The organism is uncultured Thiocystis sp., assembly GCF_903866365.1.
In the GTDB taxonomy this organism is placed as follows: domain Bacteria; phylum Pseudomonadota; class Gammaproteobacteria; order Chromatiales; family Chromatiaceae; genus Chromatium.
The window spans coordinates 12453-30772 of the sequence record NZ_CAIPNF010000056.1; the positions used below are offsets into that span (position 1 = coordinate 12453).

Sequence of the window (18320 nt, forward strand, 5' to 3'; positions counted from 1 at the left end):
ACCATGGCATCACTGAACCTGGACCACTTGCAACCCCTGCGCGAGCAACTTGACGGTCATGCGATCTACGGCGCGATCCGGCGCGTCGAGGATCTGCGGATCTTTATGCATCACCATGTCTTTTCGGTCTGGGACTTCATGTCGCTGATCAAGTATCTGCAAGGCTCCATCGCCCCGGTCCAGGTACCCTGGATTCCAACCGGCGACCCCAGCCTGCGCTACTTCATCAACCAACTGGTGCTGGAGGAAGAATCCGACACCCTCCCGCTCGATGGCGGTCACGTCGGCTATGCCAGCCATTTCGAGTCCTACTGCCAGGCCATGACCGAGATCGGCGCCGACGGCGAGATGCCCTGGCGCTTCCTCAAACTGGTCGAGGAACAGGGCATCGACCAGGCGCTCTACTCGCCGACCGTGCCCGTGCCCGCGCGCTATTTCACCGAGACGACCTTCTGTTTCATCCGCGAGGACAAGCCGCACGAAGTCGCCGCCGCCCTGGCGCTCGGCCGCGAAAATCTGATCCCGGCGATGTTCCGGAACTTCCTCGCACACATGCGCATCAGCGCGACCCAGGCGCCCGCCTTCCACTATTACCTGAACCGGCACATCCATCTGGACGAGGACTTCCACGGTCCGCTGTCGTTCAAGCTGCTCGAAACCCTCTGCGGCGACGATCCCGAGCGTATCGCGGAGGCAGAAACGGCCGCGCAGGAGGCGCTCTGCGCGCGGATCCGCTTCTGGGACGGCGTGCTGGAGGCGATCCGGGCGGGCTGAATCCCGGTTGATTCGCGATTTCCCGCCTCCACGTCACTAAAACTGACTAAAAATATCAATTATCCCAATGAATACTCAACGAGGACTCCATCATGACCGCCACCGTTAGCGTTCCGCTCGACAACGAAGGCTTTTTGCTCAACCGCGACGACTGGAGCGAGGAGATCGCCGTCGAACTGGCCCGAACCGACGATTTCGAGATGACCGAACAGGTCATGGCCTTCATCCGCGAGGCACGCGCCATGTATGAGGAGGATGGCGTGGTGCCGCCGATTCGGATCTTCGCGAAGAAGCAGAAGGTCTCGACCAAGGATCTCTATGACATCTTCAAGAAAGGCCCGATGAAGCTGATCTGCAAATGGGGTGGTCTGCCGAAACCGACTGGATGTGTCTGAAACAGCCTACGGGGCCTGGTCGCCCAGACTGGCTGCCACAGGTCGCCCAAGACCCTTGGGATCGTTCCGGGCGTGGGAATGCCGCCCACGTCTCTCGCCGCCCTCCCAGGATCCGCCGCGCGTCAGTCGGCGGGCGTTTTTCGATGACCATCGGGCTCGACGAGCCCCGCGAGTTGAGCCTCAAGTTCGTCCGCCGTCATTTCGCCGATCCGGCTGAAAACCCGTCTGCCGCGCTGATCGAAGATGACGGTAAAGGGTAGTCCCTCTACCCGGTTCCCGAGTCGTTTCGAAAGTGCGACGACCTCGGCGTCGGCGATCAACAGCGGATAATTGACGGGAGCGTCCGCGACGAAGTGTTTGACATCCTCGACATGGTCCACGGCGATCCCCACGAACTGTACGCCTGACTCGCTCCAGACTTCCTGCGCGCGAATCAACCGGGGCAGTTCGCGCACGCAGGGCGGACACCAACTGGCCCAGTAGTTGAGCACCAGCACCTTGCCGGCCCAGGCATTACTGGAGACCAGGTGACCGTCGAGGTCGGGCAGGCGGAAGTCCGGCAGGGTCTGGAGGCCCGTTTCAGGCCGCTTGCCAAGCCCCTCGATCAGCGGACTTTCGAGCACCCAGCGCTGCCCGAAGATGGCCGCCCCGATGCTGATCCCGCCGGCCAGGAAGGTCACCATTATCACCTTGACTGGCTTCATGGCGCGGCTCGGCGCAGGTGCGCCGCAAAGGCTTCGGCGGGCGTGAAGCCAACCAGGCGGTAGCCCTTGCGTTCCTCGCCCGCCGGATCGAAGAACAGCATGGCCGGCGGTCCGGGGATGCCGAAGCGGCCCTGCATCAACGCCTGATCCTCCGTGTCGTTCGCGGTTACGTCGGACTGGAGCAGCACGAAGCGGCCCATCTCCGCGATCACCGCCGAGTCACTGAAGGTGTCGCGTTCCATCTCCTTGCAGGAGACGCACCAGTCGGCATAGAAATCGAGCATGACGGGTTTGCCGGCGGCCCTGGCCGCGCTTAGCGCCCGGTCGAGATCGGCGCCGGTCTTGACGCGCTGGAAGGTCGCATGGGCGACCCCGCCGCCGCCGGGCGGTGTCAGACCCCGCAGCGGCTGGAGCGTGTCCTTGCCCCCGGCGGCGGCGCCCAGTAGCATCAGGGCGCCATAGACGAGCAGAAAGACCCCGAACCCTTTCCACAGTTTGCCCCAGCCGCTTCCGCCAGGCGGCAGGTGGGTCAGAGCGCCCAGGTAGACCGCCGAGCAGATCAGGAGCAGGCCCCAGAGCAACATGGACACGGCTGGCGGCAGGATGCGTTCGAGCAGCAGGATCGCGACCCCGAGCAGGGCGACGCCGAACACGGCCTTGACCGCCTCCATCCAGGCCCCGGCGCGCGGCAGCAGCTTGCCGGCCGAGGCGCCGATGGCGATGAGCGGCGCGCCCATGCCCATGCTGAGCGCGAACAGGGCGATCCCGCCGAGGACGGCGTCGCCGGTCTGACTGATATAGATGAGCGCGCCGAACAGCGGGGGCGCGACGCAGGGTCCGACGATCAGGGCCGACAACAGTCCCATGATGGCGACGCCGAGCAGGGTGCCGCCCTGCTGACGGTTGCTGATGGTGGCGAGCCGGGATTGCAGGCTCGACGGCAGTTGCAGGTCATAGAAACCGAACATGGAGAGCGCCAGGAGCACGAAGATCAGCGCGAAGGCGGTCAGAATCCAGGGATTCTGAAAAACCGCCTGAAGGTTGGCGCCGAACAGTCCGGCCAGGACGCCGACCAGGGTATAGGTGAGCGCCATCGCCAGGACATAGACGAGCGAGAGCGTGAACGCCTTGCGGGTGGTCATCGCCTTGCCGGTCGTGCTCAGCGAGGTCGAGGCGTGACCGGCGATGATGCCGGACAGGATCGGGATCATCGGGAAGACGCAGGGCGTGAAGGCCAGCAGCAGGCCGAACCCGAAAAAGACCGCGACGATGGCCCAGAGACTGCCGCCCGCGAGGACCGAGGCGATGCGATCCTGTTCGGACACCGGCTCGGCGGCCCGGTCGGAGTCGGGCGTGGAGACTGGCTTGGAGTCGGGCTCGGACGCCTGGAGTCCGGTCGGCCGCGCGACGGTGTTCAGCGCTTCCGGCAGGTTGAGAGTGACCCGCTGGGTTTGCGGCGGGTAGCAGATGCCGATGTCGGCGCAGCCCTGGTATTTGGCGACCAGCGTGATCTCGGTTGGGGCGGCGGAACCGCGCAGCAGGGGGATGGCGAGGTCGATCCGGTCATGATAGACCTCGATATCGCCGAGACTGCCGTCTGGCAGGATCGAGTCCTTCTTGAGATCGCCCGCCGGTCGCTCGAAATCGCCAATGGCGGTTGTGCCGCTGTCCTCCAGCGTGATTTCGAGCAGATGCCGATAGAGATAGGTTCCGGGCGCGATGTTCCAGGTCAACTGAAGCCGGTCGGGGGCGGTCACCTCGGCGAGGAAGCGAAACGCATCCTCGGCGGCGAGGATCTCGTCGTCCGCGCCGAACGTCAGGGATGGGCCGAGATCGGCCGGCGCGCTGGAGGAGGGCAGGACGGGGGAGGTTCTGGCGGAGAGGTTCGATAACGATGCGGCGGCTTGCGCGGCCACGCGCTCGGGCAGATCCAGCAGCAGCGTCTGTCGGTGCGGCGGATAGCAGAGCCCTGCGTCCGCGCAGCCCTGAGAGGTGATTTCCAGGGCCAGGATGTCTTCCGCGCCAGGGTCGCGCGCCACCGGCAGTCGGATCTCGGCCTGGTTGCGGTAGATGGACACCTCGCCAAAGAACTCGTCCTGCTTGAGTTCCGGTTCGGGCAGGGTCGGGTTGCCGACGGCGATACCGAGCGTATTGGACTGGAAACGGAACTTGTTGGCATAGAGATAATAGCCGTCGGCGATCTCCCACCGCACGCGCACCGCATCCGGGCCATCCGCCTGACCGGAGACGCGGAAGGCCTGGTCCGGCAGCAGAAAGTCGTCCTGCGCCAGGACGGGGAATCCGGCACCGAACGCCAGCAGGACGAAGAGGACGTACAGACGCCGAACGAGCGGGGCGAGGTGCCGCGTCGGAACGCCGCGTGGGGACGCTTGTGGTTCGGTCTCGAGGGTCAGTCTGGCTCGTTGGTGCATGTGGTTACCCAGCTCAAATAGTCGTCTAGTCCTTCGGTGATCGGGATCGCGATCATCTCCGGTACTTCATAGGGATGCAACTGACGCAGTCGCCCGATGACTGGCGCGACGCGCTCCCGGATGGTTTTGATCAGCAGCAGAACCTCCGACTCGCGTTGCAGTTCGCCCTCCCAGCGGTAGACGGACGTGACGCCGGGGAGCAGGCTAACGCAGGCGGCGAGCCGCTCCTCGATCAGCCGCTCGGCGAGTGCGAGCGCCGTCTCCCGATCAGGACAGGCGCAGAATAACAGGCGGTGATGCGCATTCATCGGTCGGTTTTCTCCCTGCATGGTTCCGGTTTGGCATAGTCTGTATTCTTGGGTCCATCGGCGCCGATTCGCGCGACGCGACGCCGGTTGCGGCTTATTTCCCTGGAGAACGTCATGGTGCTTTTTTTTCTCGTCGTTCTGATCGGTCTGCCGCTGATCGAGATCTATTTTCTGATCCAGGTCGGCTCCGAAATTGGCGCGCTGCCCACCATCGGGCTCGCGATTCTGACCGCGGTCATCGGCACCCTGCTGGTGCGTCATCAGGGCTTCAGCGTGCTTCTGCGCGTGCGCGAGATGCTGGATCGGGGCGAGGCGCCCGCGCTCGCGATGCTGGATGGCGCACTCTTGCTGATAGCCGGCTTTTTTCTGCTGCTGCCTGGGTTTCTCACCGACAGCATCGGGTTTCTGCTGTTGATCCCGCCGTTGCGGGGCTGGCTCATCGGCCGTTTTATCGATCAGGTTCCGGTGTCTCGCCAGCCGCCCGGGGGGCGGGGCGAGCATCCGCGCATCATCGAGGGGGATTATCGACGCGATGATTAGCGCCGCGCGATCCGCTATGATGCCTGTCATCTGAGACTGCCGTTTGAGATCCTGGAACCTTGAAGCGCTCGCATCGATCATCCGTGTCCTGTTTCGTCGCACGGCCATGGCGTGCGCTGCCGGTTGCGTTCGCGGTTTCGCGCTGGCTGTTGCCGGGCCTGTTCCTGCTGCTGGCTGGCTGCGGCACCTTGCAACCGGTTGCCACGGAGAACGCCGTGGTGGACGACGTTCGCGAAAGCCTGGCGAGGCGATTCCCCATGCCTCTGCCGGAGGCACCCAGCGTCCTGCCCGGCGGTGATCGATCCGCTGCAATAGCCGATATGCCAGGCTACGCTGGCGCGGTCTCCAACCTCTATAGTCAGGATCCGCTGCGGCTCCGTCAGGAAGTGGCGAGCGCCTGCGGCCAGTCGCGCGCGGTCAGCGATCGCAATTTTTTGCGCTCCCTGGTCGCCGATCTCTATTTTTCGGGAGTGGATCCAGCCACCGGCACCGAGGCGTTGCTGCTCGGCAATTGCGGAACGCTGGCCGATATCCTGACTGAAATGGTGGCGCGGGGAGGGCCGGGCAGCCGCGATCCAATCGTCGCGCGCGCCCGTTCCATCCATGGTCCCGGCGCCGCGCGCAAAATCCAATCCGCGGCAAAGGCAGGGCTTACCCGTTATTCCAGCATGACGGAGTCCGACCCGCAGCGCGAGGAGGTGCTGGCCTACGGGATGCTCTATTTCCCGTCCACCGGCGACTTCTCCCGGCTCGATAGCGCGATGGCGCTGAATCGGCTCTACGAGGACGCCATCCCCGGTTATGGGATCTATACCTTTGTCCTCCTCGGACGCGGGTTCGCCCACGCCTCCGAGAGCGACGCCGCGCGTTATCGTGAACTCTTCCGGGTGATCGAGACCTATGTCACCACTTCGGATGAAGACAATGCGGGTCCAAACCCCGAAACGCCGGCCTTTCTGGTGCCGATCAGCGCCGAGAATTTAGGGCGTCCCCTGGTCGAGCAGGTCGCCGTCGATCTGTCGGAACATATGCGCCGCCATCTCGGGCAATCCCTGCGGCAGGAAGGGCAGGCGCCATTGGCGGCAACTCTGGACACCGGTGCCGGACCCTTTCTGATTTCGACCCTGGAGCCGCGCTTTACGCCAACCGGCCAGGACGCGCCCAGGCTGGTGGCGGATCTGTCCACGATTGGGGCCGAATACCTCTATGGCATCGTCGATGCCTATGATCGTCCCATTCCGCCCGAAGCGAGCGGGCGGGTCGAGAGTCTACTCCTGATCCGAGACCGCTTGCTCGAACTTCCGATAAAGCCAGTCTTCACGTCGGATCTCAAGACAAAAATCCAAAGCGCCTGGGTCTTTATGATTGGGCGTTTCGCCGAAGCGCCCAAGGGAAACCCGGTGATTCGCGCGCCATCCCTCACCTAAGCACCCAGGCCAGTCCGGCCCGGCAATCGAGCGCCAGAAGGAGGCGATCTGAGCCAGTCATGAACATCATTCCCGACAGTCTCGGCAGTTTTATCCGGTTTCTGATTGGCATCCTGCTCTTGCAGGGCGTCACCCTGCTTCTGGTCTATACCGCGATCAAGACCGATTGGTCGGTGACCTGGCCGCTATTTGCCCTGCTCGGCGGCGCGATCGGGGTGCTGGTGGCGTTTTGGTTCAACACCATCGTCTATGCGGACCGGCATCGCGCGGTTTCGCGTCTCAGCGAGCGCTTTTCCAAGGAGCGCGAAAAGATCCGCGTCAAGGCCGAGCAGCAGCGCGCCAAGGATGGCCGCTCCAACGAACGTCTCGCGGCCAAGGCGCGCAAACGCGCCTCGGCGGGCATGAGCCTGAAGACCGGGGTGGTGGTCGGGGGGACGGTCGGTCTGGGCGTGGCCATGATGGTGGCGCAATTCATGACCCTGGGTCTGATCACGCTGACCGCCGCCGGCGGGGCCGCGCTGGGCTATACGGTGCGGGTGCGTCAGGAAAAAATGATCAATGCCAAGCGGCTGGCCGCCGAGGAGCGCGCCTACCGCGCGATCGAGGTCGAACCGTCGACGCACATTCTGCCGCGTCGCCGCTCGAAGAATCACGACGATCTCCAGGAACAATGAGGACGATACCATGGGCGAGATGACGACTTACTCACCAGGAACCTTCTGCTGGGTCGATCTGGCGACCAACGCGCCCGATTCGGCCAAGGCGTTTTACAGCGCCATTTTTGGCTGGACCGCGCGGGATATCGCGACCGACTACGAGATTCCTTACACGCATCTGTTCAGCGGCGGCAAACTCGCCTGTGCGCTCTACGAAATGGCGCCGGAGCAGGGCGCCTTTCCCTATTGGGCCGCCTATGTGGCCGTGTCCGACGCGCAGGCCAGCGCCGAGCGGGCGGAACAGCTTGGCGGTCGGGTGGTCATGCCGGTCGTGGACGTGATGGAGACGGGGCGCATGTGCTTCGTCCAGGATCCGACCAAGGCCGTGATCGGCCTGTGGGAGCCGCGCAAACACTGCGGCGCCGAGATCGATAACATGGTGGGCGGGCGCAGTTGGTGCGAACTTCAGACCCGCGACACCGCGGCGGCCGCGGCCTTTTATCAGGGGCTTTTTGGCTGGACCGCCCGGCCCAGCGGTCAATTGGCCGACGTCAACTATTTCATTTTCGAACTTGCCGGCCAGGAGGTCGGCGGGATGCTGGAACTGGACAAGCGTTGGGGGCCGATGCCGCCGAACTGGTCAACCTATTTCGGGGTCGCCGATTGCGACTGGGTCGTCGCCGAGACGCAAAAGCTTGGGGGCAGTCTCGTGATGGAGCCGATGCAGGTCGAGGGCGTGGGGCGGTTTGCCTTTCTGGGCGATCCGCAGGGCGCGATTTTTGCGGTGATTCAGTTTGCTGATTAGACTCCAGGATCGTCAGAGACGCTGTTTTCATCGGTCATCTCGCGGAGCATCCGACGCAGCGTGGCGATGGCTTCAGCCTTGCGGTCGTTCGGATCCCATCTGAAATTGCCGTAGGTCTGAGGCTCCAGGAACTCGCGCGCCAGTCGCTCGGGTTGCAGCAGCGCGTAAACCCGTCGCCATTCGCCTTCCACCCGCAGCGCCAGTTGCGGATTGATCAGATAGCTGCCACGGCGCACCCGCCGGAACAGCTTGCGATTGTAGGGGCCTTCGCGGCTGACCTCATTCTTGGACAGGATCGAGGAAATATAGGGGCGTTTCTTGCGACGTTCCGGGACCAGAGAGTCGGGAAAATGCCCCAGGGTCTCCTCGAAGTCGATCGCGGTGAGCAACTCGCCACGATCCGCCCATTTCTGGCCCAGGCGTTGATAGAAGAGCACCAGGGCGATGCTAAGCATCAGATATTCCATCAGGTGCCGGTCGAGCTTGACCAGACGTCCGTCGACCTGGACATCGAGGCTGGCGGGGGCGAGGCGCTCGAACACCGCCGGCAGTTTGGTGCGGGCGTAGCGGGCGTCCGCGCAGGCGCGCTCCAGACTGATCTGGAAGGCGTTGAGTCCGTTGCCGTCGACCAGGCCGGTGTCGGCGCCCAGATCGAGCAGCGCCTCAGTCAGTTCGGCGTTGCCGACCCGGCTGGCGATCATCAACGGGGTCTGATCGAAGACGTTGCGGAAGTCCACGCCGTATTTGTCGACCTCGCGCAGCACCCCCGCGGGATTCTTGAGTCCATAGGCCAGATAGTGCTGCTTGTCGAGCAGGACATGCGCCTTGTCGGGGTGCTTGGCGGCCTTGAAGTCGGTCTTGATGAGCGCGTTCAGCCAGCGCTGGTCGCGGTAGACCAGGGCATATTCCATCAGCGCGATGCCGGCCTTTTTCTCGCCCTTGACCAGCGCCTTGTCTTCCAGTTCGGCGAGCGCCGGGCCGCGTAGCACGGTCCAGGGTACCGTTTTCTGTTTGAGGATCTGCTCGCGGATCTCGGCGGCCTGCTCGGCCTTGCCCTGAAGCTCCAGTCGGTGCGCCTCGCGGCGCCAGTCTTCGAGACTGGAACGCTGTTCCTCGACCGCGTCCACGCCCGCATGCGCCTCGGTCAGTCCGAGCAGGGTCAGGATGGGCTGTTGTGGACGCGGCTCGATCAGATAGAGATTTTTCACCGCGCGGGTGACCGCGACATAGAGCGCGTTGATATAGAACTTGTAGATTTCGAGCGATTTGTCGCCCTTGTCGCGACCGCGCGCGAAGCGCAGCTCGCCCTGCAGATCGGCCTCGGTCAGGTCGCCGGCGATGTCGCGATAGCGTTTTTCCTCGCCCGAGATGAAGCCGTAAAGCAGGACGTTTTCATATTCCAGCCCCTTGGCCTCGTGGATGGAGAAGACCAACGGGGTGCGAAAGAAGCGCCGCACCTCGGCCTTTTGTTCCGGGTGCAGCACCAGGATGGCGAAACGCGCCGACTCGGCGGTGCGCCGGTCCAGGTCGCGCTTGATCGCCTCGCTGTCCTGCAACAGTCCGATCCGGCCCAGGGTCGGGCCGCAACTGCGCACCAGATAATTGCTCTCCTTGTCGACCGAACCGAAGCGCGCGTGCTTGATGTGCAGCAGCCGGTTGGCGATCTCGGTGACCTGCGGCGAGTTGCGGAAATTGGCGTTGAGGATGCGGATCAGCTCCGCCGGGGCGCCCTCGGCCTGTTCGCGCCAGAACAGCGTCTTGACCTTCGACCAGGAGAAGAAATTGGGATGGACGATCTGGTTGGAATCGCCGCACAGCAGGAAGGCGCGCGGGTCGCGCAGGGCGCGCAGGATCAGCAGCAACTGGACGTTGGTCAGATCCTGGACCTCGTCGACCACGACGAAATCGTAGCGGGGCGTGACCTTGTCCAGCCAGGCGTGACTGACGAGGTTGGCATCGAACCAGCCCTGGTCGTCGAGAAACTGTCGGTAGCGCTCGAACTGATCGTAGACCGCCTCGCGCAGTTCGGGGCCGTAGATCGACTGACGCACCCCGAGCGCGACGTACTCAGCGCGGCTGAGGCAGGCGCACTGTTCGTCGGCACCGGTGATGGCGCCCTGGAATTCCTCGAACAGCCGGTGGGTGTCTTTCAGTTCGCGGTGGAGCTTCTGGCGTCCGGCCCAGGCGTCGAAGGCGGAGGGCGTGATCTCGCGGCCGCTCGGTACCTGGATGCTCTCCAGATACTCGCGGAAGGAGAGAAAATCGAGATTCTGATCCGGGTTGTCGTAGCCGTGGCTGTAATAGAGTTCGCGGGCGTTGTGGACGAGGAAGGGCGAGCGGGTGACATAGAGGATGTCGCCCACGGCCTCCTTCATCTTTTCCAGCGTCAGCGCGGTCTTACCGCTGCCGGCCGAGCCGATCACGATCAAGGGGGGCGACTGACGATAGATTTCCTCCTGGTCGTCGTCGAACGAGAGTACCTTGTCGAGCAGATGAAAGCGGTGCGACTGGGGGTTCAAGTACGGCAGTTGCGGGGCCTGATCCGCCACCCCGGCGGTCACGTTGGGGATCTTGTCCTCGTCGATGGCGGCCCCGCGCGCCAGGAACCGCGATTTCTCGTAGGCATGCTGGTGAACGAATTCCAGCAGCAGCGCATAGCGTTCGTCGCCGTGACGATAGAGCGAGAACAGCAGCCGGTTGCTGCGGTCGAGCCGCGCCCGGTAAAGATTCTCGCCGATCTTCTTGACCTCGGCGGAGCGAAAGTCATCGGCGGCAAGATAGCCGGTCAGTTTGTCGTAGCCGGGGATGGCGCGGGTATCGAGGCCATGATAGACGAGGATCTTCATGCGGAGACGATGCGGCGGTTAGACGCGATCAGGGTTGCTGGGCACTGCTGCCTGGGCCGGTTCGGCGGCTGGGTCGGGGACCGGCCGGGGCAGGGGTCCATCGGTCCGTGGCGCGGGACCGACCGGCGATGGGAGACGCAATCCGCAGGCCAGGAGGCATTCCTCGTGCTGGGTCTTGCAAATGCGCAGATCTACGCCCAGGCAGGTGACGGGTTGCTGGCAGGGGCGACCCCTGGTGGCAACACAGGCGAGATGATCGGCGCTGATTTGCTGAAAATCCTGCTGGCATTGCGCTTCGCGCAAGCGTTGACGCTGTTCGCACTGGCTTTGCGCCAGGTCGCAGCGGGCGACGCAGGCCGGATCCCGATTGCCCGTGGGCTGGCTCGCCTCTTGTTTGACAAAAGGCGGTTGGCAACCGGTCAAGGCGAGAAATAAGACCGTCGCGAACAAAAACGCAAAGGGGCGTGCAGCAGTGAGCGAGAGTGACATCGGTGGTTTCTCCATCGGGAATCGCGTGGGAACTCTATCACAGCTCCCTGTCTCGCTCGCGGTCTGGATGCCGCTAAGACAGTCTGTTAAACGCGAAGATCAACGCTATAGTATGTTCTGGCGGGCGCCCCGCCGCACGGGGCGGCAGACGGACAGCCTCGCGATTCAGGGGGCAATTGCTCGCGAACGCGCGCATTCGTTCGGAGCGTTCGCGCATGTTTCAAGCCGCGCCCGGCGGCGCCGGGCGACACTGCACGGTAGAGGGTTAACCTCTCCCTTGCGCATTATCCCCCGGAAGGGGGAGGTTTCAACCGGAGGATTGCGATGAGTAAAGGCGAAGACAAAAAGAAGGAAGAGAAGAAACAACCGATCAAAACCATGAAGGAGAAGAAGGCCGAGAAAAAGGCCAAGAAGGAAAGTCAGAAATAGTTCCGAACGCGGACGCAGCCATCGCCACTCCCGCGACCGGAGGCGTCAATGCCTCCGGTCGCGCCATTTTCGACGGATCGCCGACGGCACCGCGCGCGGAGCGCGATCCCCGCCAAAGTTTTGAGAAGCAAGTCTAGGAAAGAATATAATCCACCGCTGATCATGCAGCCGTATCCGGAATCGGCGGCATTGTTGCGTGCGGGATCCGGGAAAGTTTCTAACAGAATCAATACTTCCAATCGATGGGTAAGTCGTTTTCCGGAAAGCGCCTAGAAGATCGCCAACGGCGATCCGCTGGTAGCGGTTCATCTGCGGAAGCGTTCCGAGAACCCTCGACTCTGCCGCCAGCAAGTGCGTCCATCAAGCCGGTGGGGGATTGATTCATGCGGGCATGGGCGTATATTAAAAACCAAGTAATAAGCTCAAGAAAACGGAGCCAGCAGCGATGACCTCAGCCCAAGCCGTCGACGACATCGTCGGGTCCGAATACGAACACGGATTCACGACTGACATTGCGTCCGAGACGTTCCCGCCCGGTCTCGACGAGGGCGTCGTGCGCGCCATCTCGGCACGCAAGGGCGAACCGGAATTCATGACCGAATGGCGCCTGAAGGCGTATCGGCACTGGCTGACCATGCGGGAACCCGCCTGGGCCGCCGTCTACTATCCGAAGATCGATTTCCAGTCGATCTCCTATTTTTCGGCGCCCAAACGGCCCGAGGATATGCCCAAAAGCCTGGACGAGATCGATCCGATCCTGCTCGACACCTACAACAAGCTCGGGATTCCCCTGGAGGAGCAAAAGGCGCTGGCGGGGATCGCGGTCGACGCGGTCTTCGATAGCGTCTCGGTCGCGACCACCTTCCGCAAATCGCTGGCCGAGGCCGGCGTGATCTTCTGCTCGATCTCGGAGGCGGTGCACGACTATCCCGAGCTGATCCAGCAGCATTTGGGATCGGTCGTGCCTCATACCGACAATTATTACGCGGGTCTGAATGCCGCCGTTTACAGTGACGGCACCTTCGTTTATGTCCCTAAGGGTGTGCGCTGCCCGATGGAGTTGAGCACCTATTTTCGCATCAACGCCCGCAATACCGGCCAGTTCGAGCGCACCCTGATCGTCGCCGAGGCGGGCAGTTACGTGAGTTATCTGGAAGGTTGCACAGCGCCTCAGCGCGACGAGAATCAGCTTCACGCCGCCGTCGTCGAACTCATCGCGATGGAGGACGCCGAGATCAAATATTCGACCGTCCAGAACTGGTATCCGGGCGACGCGCAGGGCAAGGGCGGGATCTACAACTTCGTGACCAAACGCGGCGACTGTCGGGGCGCGCGCTCGAAGATCTCCTGGACTCAGGTCGAGACCGGTTCGGCCATCACCTGGAAATATCCCAGTTGTCTGCTGCGGGGCGACGGCTCGGTCGGCGAGTTCTATTCGGTGGCCGTGACCAAGGGACGCCAGCAGGCCGACACCGGCACCAAGATGATCCATATCGGGAAGAACACCAGCTCCACCATCGTCTCCAAGGGCATCTCGGCGGGCGAGGGCACACAGACCTATCGCGGTCTGGTGCGCATCGGTCCGCGCGCGGAAGGGGCGCGCAACCACACCCAGTGCGATTCGCTGCTGATCGGCGACCGTTGCAGCGCCAATACCTTCCCTTATATCGAAGTCAAACACCCTTCGGCGAACATGGAGCACGAGGCGACCACCTCGAAGATCAGCGACGACCAGCTTTTTTACTGCCGCTCGCGCGGGCTGACCGAGGAAGATGCGGTCTCGATGATCGTCAACGGCTTCTGCAAGGAGGTCTTCAACGAGCTGCCGATGGAGTTTGCCGTGGAGGCACAGAAGCTTCTGAGCATCAGTCTGGAAGGGGCGGTCGGTTGAGGTAGTTAGGCGTTTTCCGGAAAAACTCAAACCCGTTGAGATGCCGTCAATGGACAGGATTAACAGGATTTTTCAGGATTAAAAGCAATGAAAACAATTTTTTATAAAATCCTGTTCATCTTGAAACATCCTGTTAATCCTGTCCATTCCCCGACGACACGAGTCGCGCCCCGATCAGCGAGGGAATGGGAATGATGTTTCTCGGAAATCACCTTTAAGTGTCAGGTCAAGTTGCCAACTGCCAACTGCCCATCACCCAGATATCAATTCGGAGTACGTGATGTTAGCTGTCAAGGGCCTGAGGGCCAATGTGGGTGGAAAAGAGATCCTGAGAGGCTTGGATTTTTCGGTCGGACCCGGTGAAGTGCATGCCATCATGGGCCCCAATGGTTCGGGCAAGAGCACCTTCGCCCATGTCTTGTCCGGTCGTGAAGGTTATGAGGTGACCGCCGGTTCCGCGACCTTCGAGGGTCAGGATCTGCTGACGCTGGAACCGGAAGAACGCGCCCAATTGGGGCTCTTTCTCGCCTTCCAGTATCCGGTCGAACTCCCAGGCGTCAACAACACCTATTTCCTCAAGGCCGCGCTCAACAGCATTCTGAAGGCGCGCGGCGAACCCGAGCTGGACGCAGTTTCCTTTCTGCGCCTGATCAAGGAGAAGCTGAAGATCCTGCATCTCGACGACTCGCTGCTGAAACGGGCCGTCAACGCCGGCTTCTCGGGCGGCGAGAAAAAGCGCAACGAGATCTTCCAGATGGCCCTGTTGGAACCCAAACTGGCCATCCTCGACGAGACCGATTCGGGTCTGGATATCGATGCGCTGCGGGTGGTTGCCGACGGCGTGAACGCGCTGCGCAGCCCGGAACGCTCGATGATCGTGGTCACCCATTATCAGCGTCTGCTCGATTACATCCAGCCGGATGTCGTCCATGTCCTGTCGAAGGGCCGGATCATTCGCTCTGGCGGCAAGGAGTTGGCGCTCGAACTGGAAGAGAAAGGCTACGGCTGGATCGACGCGGAGGGACAGGCGGCATGAACGGCGTCCTCCCCAACGGCTTCGAGAGCTGGCTGTCCGCCGCGCCGGAGCGTCCCGCCGGCGTTGGACCGGACTGGCTGGACGACCAGCGCCGCGTCGCCCAGGAGCAAGTCCGCGCGCAGAGCGTGCCCACGTCCAAGACAGAAGACTGGCGCTATACCAGTCTGAAAGGGCTGCTGGAGCAGGGCTTCGCGCAGGTCGACGAGTCCATCACCGCGCTTCAGCCGGACGACCTGGAAGAGATTCTGATCCCTGGCCTCGACAGCCATCGCGTCGTCCTGGTCAACGGGCGTTATGCCCCCGAACTGTCCGTGCTCGGCGATCTCCCCAAGGGGGTTCGACTCGGCGGTTTGCGCGCCCTGCTCGATGCGGATCCCGATGCCTTGCGCGAGCGTCTCAATCGGATCGCGGGCGATCGACAACCGCTGTTTCTGGCGCTCAACACGGCGGGACTCGACGACGGTTTCGTGGCCCTGTTCGACCGCGCGGTCATGCTGGAGCGGCCGATCGAGCTGATTCATCTGTCGGTCGGGATGGACGAACCCCGGGTCGCCCAGCCGCGTCATCTGATCGTGCTCGGCGATGGCGCCCAGGCGACCCTGATCGAACGCTATGTGAGCCTCGGCGAGTCGCTCTACTGCACCAATTCCGTGCTGGAGATCTCGCTCGGCCGCGATGCCGTCCTCCAGCATGATCGCATCCAGATGGAGAGCGCCAATGCTTTCCATCTCACCGGGCTCTATCTCAGTCAGGACGCCAACAGTCGCTATCGGGGCGTGAACATCGGTCTGGGTGCGCGTTGGGCGCGGACCGAACTGGTGACGCGCTTTCGCGGCGAGCAGGCCGAATGCGATCTTCAGGGTCTGTATCTGGCCGGCGACCGGCAGCTCATGGATTATCACCTTGATGTTGCCCACTCGGTCCCCCGCTGCACCAGCCGGGAGAACTTCAAGGGCATCCTCTACGGCAAGGGGCGGGCAGTGTTCGACGGGCTCGTCTCGGTCGCTCGGGACGCCCAGAAGTCGGACGCGGCCATGTCCAACCGCAACCTGATGCTCTCCGAGAGCGCCGAGGTCGACACCAAGCCGCAGTTGGAGATCAACGCCGACGATGTCAAATGCAGCCACGGCACCACGGTCGGGCGGATCGAACCGGAGATGCTGTTTTATCTGCGCTCGCGCGGGATTTCGGCGCCCCTGGCCCGACGCATGCTCTGTTTGGGATTTGCCGGCGAGATCATCCAGACCCTGAGCGCGGAGGCGCTGCGCGAGCATGTCTCGGAGCAGGTCGGTCAGCGATTGGAATCCGCTCCCCTGAATTGAGTTCGGGTCGATGGTGAACTTGGATCGAATATGAACTTGGATTAACGGTCGGCCATGAAGATTGTCGAGAGGTCGCTATGAACAGACTGGCCCGCTTCGCTGGTTTCGGCAAGCATGACGAGGAACAGGGAGACACGGCGGTCCTGGATCGCGATGTCGCCGTCGAGCACATGGAGGCGGAAGAACTGCGCGAGCCGATTGTCGCGGCCCTGCGCAACGTCCATGATCCGGAGATTCCGGTCAACATCTACGACCTGGGCCTGATCTATACCATCGGCATCGCTCCCAACGGTGATGTGGACATCGACATGACCCTGACCGCGCCGGCCTGTCCGGTCGCTGGCATGATGCCGATCATGGTCAGGGACGCCGTCGCCAGGGTCGATGGGGTTGGAGAGGTTCGGGTCGAGCTGGTCTGGGATCCGCCCTGGGGCCAGGAAAACATGAGCGACGAGGCGCGGTTGCAGCTTGGGTTGATGTGAATTTGGCGGTGCTCGCGATGTCAGCCAGTTTGGCCTTGACGACGCGCCAAGTGGGTGTGTTGTTCTTCGTGGCCATCAGCGATACACCCTCGCGCCTTCGCTCAACCCGGCGGTGAAGAGGTGCGCGAACACGGCGCCAGCCTTCAGGTTGATTTCCTCGGCGTCGTAGCGGTGCGGCGGCAGATGGGTAAACAGGTGTTTGATGATGTCGGCTTTCACCTGCGCTTGCGCCGTCGCCTTTTCCCGCCAGCGGTCGATCCGCAACTTCCCGCTGGTCAGCGTTTCCAGTAGTTCCCTGGAGACCTTCTTGATCGCATCGCGGTCCTCTTTGGTCAGCGACGCTTTTTGCAGCAGGTCGAAAACGGCCAGTTGATCTTCGTTGTCCAGACCTTCGCGCAAGTAGCGTTTTTCTTCCTCGTTCAACGAGCTGTTGAAGGTGTTCAACTGATCGAAGACTTTCTGGATCTCGACGTTGTCCTTGTCTTTGTTGTATGCCTGGACGATCTCCTGATAACGCTCGTACAGATCAACCCGTGAAGGGTTGCGCGCCACCATCATCGCCAGGCGCACCTCGATCTTTTCCTTGAGATTCAGGGTGACCACGTTCTTGAACGGTGTGCGCTCGAACTCGGCACGCAAACGGGCAAAGTCGATGTTGGACAGATCATAGCGGGCGCCCCCATCGATCCCCTCCTTAACACTGTACGGTGCCTTCCCTTCTGTCGTGAGAGCGGTATCGACCACCTCGTAGAGGGATTGCAGCAATTCACTGACATCCGGCGTTTCACGCGCATCCTGTAGCGTGTTGTCGATCGCCACGATGGCGCTCTCATCGCCATCGAAATCGAACAAACCTGGGTGTGGAAATAATCCGCGATGCCGCGCCCGGATGTCCTCGACAATCACATGATACGTCTTGCGACGCTCATCGCTCTCGCACAACAGGTTGACGGCAGTCAGTATCCGACTTTGCTTGTCGAAGCCCTTGGCGGCCACCAGCGCGCCCAGATCGAAACCCAGACCCGCCAGATAGTCCCGCGCCTGTTTCAGGCTTTCGGCATATTCCGCCAGCGCTTCGGCATCGTCCCGCACCGTGTCCTGCTCGCCTTCACCCTTGCCGGTACCAGCCCGGTCGCCCTGTGCAAACGTGGCGAGTGCCCGCCGCAGACTTTTGAGCATGCCGTTGTAGTCGATGATCAGGCCATGCTTCTTGCCGCCGCCAACGCGGTTCACGCGGGCAATGGCCTGCATCAGCGTATGGCCTCGCATCGGCTTGTCGAGATACAGCGTGGCCAGGCATTTCACGTCGAAGCCGGTTAGCCACATGGCGCAGACGATGGCGATGCGGAACGGATGCTCGGCCTTCTTGAAATCCTGTTCCAGATCGCGCTTCACCATCTTCTCGCGATGCGGCACGATATCCAGCGGCTCGTCGCGGAAATTTTTCCATTTGGCGAAATCGGCCACCTCGCCTTGCTCCTGCGACACCACCACGCAGATTTCCGTGGCCTGCATCCACGCCACCTGCTCGCGGCGCTGTTGCAGCAGCTTCGGGAATGTCTTGCCCTTGGCGGCAAACAAGGCTTCCTCGGTCGCGACCTCGGCGTCCAGTCGGGCGGTCGTCTCCTGCCACTTCGCTTTGACCAGATCGGGGTACGACAACGATTCCTTCATTTTGGGGCCACAAGGCGTCGGCTTTCATGCCCAGAGATCGTAGATCAGTTCTGGTGGCCGCTTGTCCAGATCTAGATCGTAGCGCCCAAACCGGTGGAGATGCTGAGTCA

16 protein-coding genes are annotated in these 18320 nt (G+C 62.3%); 11 read left to right on the top strand and 5 right to left on the bottom strand.

Annotated elements, in window-relative coordinates; translation table 11 throughout:
- Positions 1-3 precede the first annotated feature (3 nt).
- Positions 4-774: a DUF3050 domain-containing protein gene (locus QZY07_RS03430; RefSeq protein ID WP_295399747.1), complete on the top strand. Its 771-nt coding sequence runs from the start codon at positions 4-6 to the stop codon at positions 772-774.
- 92 nt (positions 775-866) lie between these two features.
- A complete protein-coding gene (locus QZY07_RS03435) occupies positions 867-1169 on the top strand; it encodes a TusE/DsrC/DsvC family sulfur relay protein (protein ID WP_295399749.1) in 303 nt (100 codons plus the stop codon).
- A gap of 122 nt (positions 1170-1291) precedes the next feature.
- On the opposite strand, the gene QZY07_RS03440 is transcribed toward QZY07_RS03435, so the two are convergent.
- The 3 genes from QZY07_RS03440 to cutA are packed head-to-tail and all read right to left on the bottom strand — an operon-like array spanning position 1292 to position 4613.
- Positions 1292-1873: a TlpA disulfide reductase family protein gene (locus QZY07_RS03440; protein ID WP_295399751.1), complete on the bottom strand. Its 582-nt coding sequence runs from the start codon at positions 1871-1873 to the stop codon at positions 1292-1294.
- Entirely contained in the window at positions 1870-4305 is a 2436-nt protein-coding gene (locus QZY07_RS03445; RefSeq protein ID WP_295399753.1) for a protein-disulfide reductase DsbD, read from the bottom strand. Before QZY07_RS03445 ends, QZY07_RS03440 begins: the two co-directional genes overlap by 4 nt.
- Entirely contained in the window at positions 4284-4613 is a 330-nt protein-coding gene (gene cutA, locus QZY07_RS03450; protein WP_295399755.1) for a divalent-cation tolerance protein CutA, read from the bottom strand. Before cutA ends, QZY07_RS03445 begins: the two co-directional genes overlap by 22 nt.
- A gap of 114 nt (positions 4614-4727) precedes the next feature.
- Here cutA and QZY07_RS03455 point away from each other — a divergent pair, with 114 nt between their 5' ends.
- The 4 genes from QZY07_RS03455 (at position 4728) to QZY07_RS03470 (ending at position 8041) form a co-directional block, all read left to right on the top strand.
- Positions 4728-5153, top strand: coding sequence for an FxsA family protein (locus QZY07_RS03455; RefSeq protein WP_295399757.1), 426 nt, complete (start codon positions 4728-4730; stop codon positions 5151-5153).
- Positions 5154-5236: 83 nt separating this feature from the next.
- On the top strand, positions 5237-6580 hold the full coding sequence (locus tag QZY07_RS03460) for a hypothetical protein (protein ID WP_295399759.1): 1344 nt from the start codon (positions 5237-5239) through the stop codon (positions 6578-6580).
- 59 nt (positions 6581-6639) lie between these two features.
- On the top strand, positions 6640-7254 hold the full coding sequence (locus QZY07_RS03465) for a hypothetical protein (RefSeq protein ID WP_295399761.1): 615 nt from the start codon (positions 6640-6642) through the stop codon (positions 7252-7254).
- 10 nt (positions 7255-7264) lie between these two features.
- The gene (locus tag QZY07_RS03470) at positions 7265-8041 is read left to right on the top strand and encodes a VOC family protein (protein WP_295399763.1); all 777 of its coding nucleotides are present in this window, start codon (positions 7265-7267) and stop codon (positions 8039-8041) included.
- Here the strand turns inward: QZY07_RS03470 and QZY07_RS03475 are convergent.
- The gene (locus QZY07_RS03475) at positions 8038-10887 is read right to left on the bottom strand and encodes a UvrD-helicase domain-containing protein (RefSeq protein WP_295399764.1); all 2850 of its coding nucleotides are present in this window, start codon (positions 10885-10887) and stop codon (positions 8038-8040) included. The genes QZY07_RS03470 and QZY07_RS03475 overlap by 4 nt on opposite strands.
- 165 nt (positions 10888-11052) lie before the next feature.
- Here QZY07_RS03475 and QZY07_RS03480 point away from each other — a divergent pair, with 165 nt between their 5' ends.
- The 5 genes from QZY07_RS03480 to QZY07_RS03500 all read left to right on the top strand — a co-directional run bounded on the left by QZY07_RS03480 (position 11053) and on the right by QZY07_RS03500 (position 16536).
- Positions 11053-11322: a hypothetical protein gene (locus tag QZY07_RS03480; protein WP_295399766.1), complete on the top strand. Its 270-nt coding sequence runs from the start codon at positions 11053-11055 to the stop codon at positions 11320-11322.
- A 928-nt stretch (positions 11323-12250) separates the two neighbouring features.
- Complete coding sequence (gene sufB, locus QZY07_RS03485) at positions 12251-13696, top strand: Fe-S cluster assembly protein SufB (RefSeq protein ID WP_295399768.1); 1446 nt, start codon at positions 12251-12253, stop codon at positions 13694-13696.
- A 280-nt stretch (positions 13697-13976) separates the two neighbouring features.
- Positions 13977-14732 (top strand): Fe-S cluster assembly ATPase SufC, encoded by a 756-nt coding sequence (gene sufC, locus QZY07_RS03490; RefSeq protein WP_295399770.1) that lies wholly within the window; start codon positions 13977-13979, stop codon positions 14730-14732.
- Complete coding sequence (gene sufD, locus QZY07_RS03495; RefSeq protein ID WP_295399772.1) at positions 14729-16054, top strand: Fe-S cluster assembly protein SufD; 1326 nt, start codon at positions 14729-14731, stop codon at positions 16052-16054. The genes sufC and sufD overlap by 4 nt, the downstream gene beginning before the upstream one ends.
- Before the next feature lie 77 nt (positions 16055-16131).
- Complete coding sequence (locus QZY07_RS03500; protein WP_295399774.1) at positions 16132-16536, top strand: SUF system Fe-S cluster assembly protein; 405 nt, start codon at positions 16132-16134, stop codon at positions 16534-16536.
- A gap of 75 nt (positions 16537-16611) precedes the next feature.
- Here the strand turns inward: QZY07_RS03500 and QZY07_RS03505 are convergent, their stop codons facing one another.
- A complete protein-coding gene (locus tag QZY07_RS03505) occupies positions 16612-18117 on the bottom strand; it encodes a hypothetical protein (protein ID WP_295399776.1) in 1506 nt (501 codons plus the stop codon).
- Positions 18118-18320 lie beyond the last annotated feature (203 nt).

What these genes read in the sequence shown, in the direction of transcription:
- sufD (WP_295399772.1), top strand. Translation starts at nt 14,729, where the DNA reads ATGAACGGCGTCCTCCCCAACGGCTTCGAGAGCTGGCTGTCCGCCGCG.
- QZY07_RS03475 (WP_295399764.1), bottom strand. Translation starts at nt 10,887, where the DNA reads ATGAAGATCCTCGTCTATCATGGCCTCGATACCCGCGCCATCCCCGGC.
- QZY07_RS03440 (WP_295399751.1), bottom strand. Translation starts at nt 1,873, where the DNA reads ATGAAGCCAGTCAAGGTGATAATGGTGACCTTCCTGGCCGGCGGGATC.
- QZY07_RS03465 (WP_295399761.1), top strand. Translation starts at nt 6,640, where the DNA reads ATGAACATCATTCCCGACAGTCTCGGCAGTTTTATCCGGTTTCTGATT.
- QZY07_RS03445 (WP_295399753.1), bottom strand. Translation starts at nt 4,305, where the DNA reads ATGCACCAACGAGCCAGACTGACCCTCGAGACCGAACCACAAGCGTCC.
- QZY07_RS03455 (WP_295399757.1), top strand. Translation starts at nt 4,728, where the DNA reads ATGGTGCTTTTTTTTCTCGTCGTTCTGATCGGTCTGCCGCTGATCGAG.
- cutA (WP_295399755.1), bottom strand. Translation starts at nt 4,613, where the DNA reads ATGAATGCGCATCACCGCCTGTTATTCTGCGCCTGTCCTGATCGGGAG.
- QZY07_RS03500 (WP_295399774.1), top strand. Translation starts at nt 16,132, where the DNA reads ATGAACAGACTGGCCCGCTTCGCTGGTTTCGGCAAGCATGACGAGGAA.
- sufB (WP_295399768.1), top strand. Translation starts at nt 12,251, where the DNA reads ATGACCTCAGCCCAAGCCGTCGACGACATCGTCGGGTCCGAATACGAA.
- sufC (WP_295399770.1), top strand. Translation starts at nt 13,977, where the DNA reads ATGTTAGCTGTCAAGGGCCTGAGGGCCAATGTGGGTGGAAAAGAGATC.
- QZY07_RS03430 (WP_295399747.1), top strand. Translation starts at nt 4, where the DNA reads ATGGCATCACTGAACCTGGACCACTTGCAACCCCTGCGCGAGCAACTT.
- QZY07_RS03435 (WP_295399749.1), top strand. Translation starts at nt 867, where the DNA reads ATGACCGCCACCGTTAGCGTTCCGCTCGACAACGAAGGCTTTTTGCTC.
- QZY07_RS03470 (WP_295399763.1), top strand. Translation starts at nt 7,265, where the DNA reads ATGGGCGAGATGACGACTTACTCACCAGGAACCTTCTGCTGGGTCGAT.